The 5,428-nt window shown below is 28.2% G+C and carries 5 protein-coding genes; all 5 read right to left on the bottom strand.

Annotated features, from left to right (window positions below; translation table 11 throughout):
• On the bottom strand, positions 1 to 317 hold a 317-nt coding region (locus tag JJE11_RS13910; protein WP_291636617.1), incomplete at its 3' end, for a hypothetical protein.
• A complete protein-coding gene (locus JJE11_RS13905) occupies positions 317 to 868 on the bottom strand; it encodes a sigma-70 family RNA polymerase sigma factor (RefSeq protein ID WP_291636615.1) in 552 nt (183 codons plus the stop codon). The genes JJE11_RS13910 and JJE11_RS13905, both read right to left, overlap by 1 nt.
• A 393-nt stretch (positions 869 to 1,261) precedes the next feature.
• Entirely contained in the window at positions 1,262 to 2,719 is a 1,458-nt protein-coding gene (locus JJE11_RS13900) for an ATP-binding protein (protein ID WP_291636613.1), read from the bottom strand.
• A 354-nt stretch (positions 2,720 to 3,073) separates the two neighbouring features.
• Positions 3,074 to 4,555, bottom strand: a complete 1,482-nt coding sequence (locus JJE11_RS13895; RefSeq protein WP_291636610.1) for an L-fucose/L-arabinose isomerase family protein — start codon at positions 4,553 to 4,555, stop codon at positions 3,074 to 3,076.
• A 48-nt stretch (positions 4,556 to 4,603) separates the two neighbouring features.
• Complete coding sequence (locus JJE11_RS13890) at positions 4,604 to 5,227, bottom strand: DUF4867 family protein (RefSeq protein WP_291636608.1); 624 nt, start codon at positions 5,225 to 5,227, stop codon at positions 4,604 to 4,606.
• Between the last annotated feature and the right edge of the window lie 201 nt (positions 5,228 to 5,428).

Raw genomic sequence — 5,428 nt, 5'->3', positions numbered from 1 at the left:
ATAGCTATAACTGCTACAGCGTATGTTAAATATCTATTTTTGTATTTTTTAATATTGTATAAAATTTTATTTGAAGTCTTTTTACTATATCTATTTTTATCTATACTATTAAGTATATTAGTCTTTGAGCTATTAAAATCTAAACAATCTATTGATAGAGCTATCTTAAAATCTCTATCTATTTTAACTTCTTCTTCATATAGCATCCTGCAGCTTTCGCATCCATCCTTATGCTTTTCAAATGCGATTTTCAAATCATCTGAAAAGCTTCCTATCATATATTCTTCTAATCCCTTTTTAAATTTATTACAATTCATTATTTACACCCCTTTTCCTTTTGAGATATAAAAGTTTTATAATTTTGTCTACTCCTATAGTATCTCCGTTTTACATTAGATTCTGTCATTTCTAAGATTTGTGACAAATCGTAAAATGTAAGGTTTTGTGAATACCTCATAATTAGTATTTGCTTATCTACTTCTTTTAAAGAATTTAAAAAAGCTTCTATATTTTCTTTAGTCTCCATGTATTCTGCTGAAAGTTCTGGTGACATTTGTTTAGACGATATATTTGGTATATCTTCTATGTTTGATTCATACACTCTTTTATATTTTCGTATATAATCAATACATTTATTTTTAGAAATTTGTAGTAACCAATTTAAGAATTTATACGTTTTATCATAAAGATAAAGTTTATTGTAAACTGTAATGAACACCTCTTGAGTTATATCCTCTGACGCTTCCTTATCCTTTATCATGTTATAGATAAACCTTAAGACTATAAGTTCATATTTGTTAACTAATATATTAAAGCTGTCAACATTTCCGTCTAATATGCTTTGTATTAGTTTAGAATCATCTTGCACTTTCTTTCCCCCCCTTCGGATGGATTTTAATTTTATAGAATTTATTTTATATCTACCTTATATACGTTGAAAAAAACTAATAGTGACAAAGAATAGTAATATTAAAAATACTACTATAATCTCTATAGTCTTTACCTTTTTTAATTAATCTATTAATTTATGTTCTTCGACCTTATTTTCAACTCCATCACTTTCATGAAAGATCCAAACTGTTTTTTGCTTTTCTTATTTAAAATAAAAATACCCCCAATCATAGTTTTATTATCCTACAATTGAGGGTATTTTTGCAATGTCCGTTTTTAGTGGTTCAGTTCAATCTACCAGCAGTTATTTTTATTACAATACACTTATATTTATTTTATATGGTAAATCTTCTATAGCGATGTATGAGTATTATAAATAAATATCAGAGAGTTCCAACTGTATATGTTCACTTTTATTTTTAAGATCACTATTAAGTACAGTACAATCCTGCATTGTTTTTATGGAAGGAAGATCGAAAATAAATTTACTCCCTTTCCCAAGTTCACTTTCAACAAATATTTTTCCTCCATGTAATTCTACTATAGACTTAACCAGACTTAAACCAATACCCGTACCTTCAGTATTTCTTGATAAAGATTTATTTACCTGATTAAATCTATCAAAAATTACATTTTTGTGATTATTATCAATACCTATTCCATTATCTATAACTGATATTTCAACAAATTCGTTTTTATCTTGAATATTTACACGTATTTCTGTACCTTTTTCTGAAAATTTAATTGCATTGGATATAAGATTTAATACTATTCTCTCTATCTTTTCTGAATCACAAGCAATTATTTTCTCTTCTATATCAGTATCAAAAATAAGATTTAAGCCTTTACAATCACAATAGTCAATAACTGACATTACTATTTCCTCTACAACCTTAATTATATTATTATTTGACAAATGCATTTCAAAGAATCCGGCTTTAATTTTTGATGTATCAACTATATTATTTATAAGTTTGGATAACCTATAGGAATTTAGTTTCATCGAATCAATGTATTTAATAATTTTTTCCCTCCGGTCGTCTAATGAACCATTATAGCAATACGTTTCAAACAACTGTGCAGCTGAAAAAATTACATTTAATGGAGTTTTAAGTTCGTGAGAAATATTTGCAATAAACTCTTCTTCTGAAATAAGTAATTTTTGTAATTCTTTATTCGTTTCATTTTTTTTCTTAATTTCTTCATTCATATAAAATAAAATATACTTAATAAATATAAAATTAACCAAAATAAGTACTATACCCAGAGAAAGCAATAGGTATCGATAATTTTTTTGGAGATTTTCAGCTCTATTATCTATGATATTTGCCTCTAAATCAATTTCAGAGTCTAGTATATTATTTGCCTTCCTAAATTTATTGACTAAATTTTCACCGTGAATTAAACCTAATTTTGCCTCATATGATTTGCCATTATTCACTAATGCTATTTGTTGCTGAAAAAAATTTTGAATTTCGTTTATTTGTTCATTAAATTGATTAGTAGTAAAAGAGTCTATTTTGATATCATTTAAATTATTCAGAGAATTGTTATATTCTTTAATTTGTTTAGCTCCCAAATAATAGTCACCTAAAAAAAGATTGTTTTTTGAAATAATATAGGCTCTAACACCCGTTTGTTGGTTAATTAGTGAGGTTAAAATACCCGTTGAATATGTTTTTATTGGAAGCATTTCTTCGATAATAAAATGAGACTCCTTATATACTTTATTCATACTATAAATACTAATTAATATCATAATTAACGATAAAGAAGCAATTGAAAGATATCCCAGTACTATAGCTCGTCTACTTTTATTCCTATCCATACTTCCTATCCTCTCTTTCTAAAATAACTTCTAATACTATTTAATTTAAAATTAGTTATTGCAGTAATGATATAGTAGTAAATTTTCTCTTCCTAGAAATCACATTTTACACCAATTTTAAATTGTCATTTTCAGTTACATATTACCATATTTCTTAATATTTTACTATACTTTTACAATATTCCTTTATTATGGTCAATATTAATCAACTAGAAATAAACTAGTTATAGAGCATAATAGTGATAATTCTACAAAAAAAATTAAACGGCCTTAGCCCAATGTAATTTAGGGCTCTAGCCGCTTAAGTCAATTTTTATTATTTTTACTGTCTACTTAACAGGTTCCCATTTAATATTATTTAAAAGGATTTTCTGATTTATAGAGCATTCCTTTTGGTTGATTAAATGCTAATTCTTTGACGCCTAAATATTTAAATAAATTGTAAATTGCTTTTCCGTAATGTCCAAATGCAACTGCGCCATGATGTGGATATCTCTTTTCAATTAAAACATGTCGATAAAATCTTGCCATTTCAGGAATTGCGAAAATACCAATAGATCCAAATGAACGAGTTGCAACTGGTAGAACTTCACCCTCTGCTACGTATGCTGTTAATTCTGCTTCTGCATTACTTTGTAAACGGAAGAATGTTATCTCTCCAGGAATAATATCCCCTTCAAGTGTTCCACGAGTTATGTTTGGTTCTACATTAGGTTCTAATGCTCTTGCCATAATCTTTTGATTTTTCATAGTACCACTAGTTAATTTACAAGCCGCTGTGTTACCACAATGAAATCCCATAAATGTATCTTTTATAGTATAATCAAATTTACCTTTAATTTCTGAATTATACATATCAGCTGGTACTGAATTATTAATATCAAGTAATGTTACAGCATCTTGGCTTATACAAGTTCCTATATATTCACTTAATGCGCCATAAATATCAACTTCACATGATACAGGAATTCCCATTGCTGTTAGACGGCTATTTACATAACAAGGTACAAATCCAAATTGTGTTTGAAATGATGGCCAACATTTATTAGCAAAAACAACAAATTCTCTTGAACCTTTATGTGCTTCCATCCAATCCAATAATGTTATTTCATATTGAGCAAGCTTTGGTAAAATACCAGGCATTTTATTTCCTTCACCGAGTTCCTTTTCCATGCTAGCTATTACCTCTGGAATTCTTGGATCATTAGCATGCTCATTAAATGTTGCATATAAATCAAGTTCTGAATTTTCTTCAATTTCAACGCCTAAATTATATAATTGTTTAATTGGTGCATTACATGCTAAGAAATCTTGTGGACGAGGTCCGAAAGAGATTATCTTTAAATTTTCAAGTCCAAGTATTGAAGTAGCAACTGGTGCAAATTCTGAAATCATATCAGCAACTTCACTAGCTGTTCCAACAGGATATTCAGGAATAAATGCCTTAATATTACGTAACGCTAAATTGTAGCTTGCATTTAGCATTCCACAATAAGCATCTCCACGTCCATTCATTAAGTTATTTCCACTTTCTTCTGACGCCGCAGCAAACATTACTGGTCCATCAAATTGTTTTGCAAGTAAAGTTTCTGAAATTTCAGGTCCAAAATTTCCAAGGTATATTACTAACGCATTTACACCCGCTTCTTTAACTTCTTTTAATGCTTTTAACATATGTGTCTCATTTTCCACAGTAGTCAAACATTCAAATATATTTCCATTAGACTCATTATAACTCTCTACTACTGCTTTCCTACGATTAGCTGATAACTCCATTGGAAAACAATCTCTGCTTACAGCAACAATTCCTAATTTTAATTGTGGTAAATTCATCATTTTTAATTCCTCCTATTTACTATAAAAACTATTTTATCAAAATATTATTTATTTCACTGAAATATTTTGTCCTTTTAGACCTATAAATGCACCCTCGGCACCTAAATCAGCATCCACATGACCAATTAACCATTTATTCCTAGCAAATAATAGTGCATCCTCACCAGATTTATTGATTTTGCTTTCAAGTGCTAGATTAGTATCTCTTGGTAAAACAACTACGCATTTAAATCCATTTTCATTTGCATTACAAGGTGCATAATGAAGTGTTGTTGCGTAAACCTCTATTATACACCCAGCTGGAATTATAAAGGCCTCTATTTTTGAAGTATCATATGAATAATCCTCCTGAATATCTTGTTGTGATCCTACAAGTAAAATAAGATCAGTTATTGCAACATTTATTTCAGATGAACGATGATATTCAACTGCATTGAGCAAATAATTATTACCATTGCAATATCCTATTTGAATTGGTAATTCACCAAACTCTCTAATTCTTAATTCCTCAGAAATTTCTATATTTTCTAATTCCTTAATTGATGGTTCATAGACTACATCACTTGGTAATGGTGTCATTTTCATCTTTTCAATTAACTCTTTACAATCATAATTTTTTAAAACTTGTCCATATTTTTTAAACTTAGCATCTGTAACTTTATTAATAATCATATTTACCTCCCCTTCCGTTTAAGATATCTCTTACCTAGTAGAAATTTTATCTTATCTTACCTTATTTAAATTCATAAATTCAGGTTTTAATGCTGTGTAAAGATTCTTATAGTTCTTATGATATTTACTATAAATTATAGCATTTTCATTAATTGGTTTTTGAGAGGTAACCTTATGAATAATAGTATCACAAGCCTCTAT

Source organism: Clostridium sp. (assembly GCF_016650095.1).
Classification (GTDB): domain Bacteria; phylum Bacillota; class Clostridia; order Clostridiales; family Clostridiaceae; genus Clostridium_AD.
The sequence above is the reverse complement of the archived record's forward strand: the minus strand, read 5'-3'. Positions and strand labels throughout refer to the sequence as shown.

Coding starts and splice junctions, on each gene's coding strand:
- JJE11_RS13890 (WP_291636608.1), bottom strand. CDS start 5,227: ATGATTATTAATAAAGTTACAGATGCTAAGTTTAAAAAATATGGACAA.
- JJE11_RS13900 (WP_291636613.1), bottom strand. CDS start 2,719: ATGGATAGGAATAAAAGTAGACGAGCTATAGTACTGGGATATCTTTCA.
- JJE11_RS13895 (WP_291636610.1), bottom strand. CDS start 4,555: ATGATGAATTTACCACAATTAAAATTAGGAATTGTTGCTGTAAGCAGA.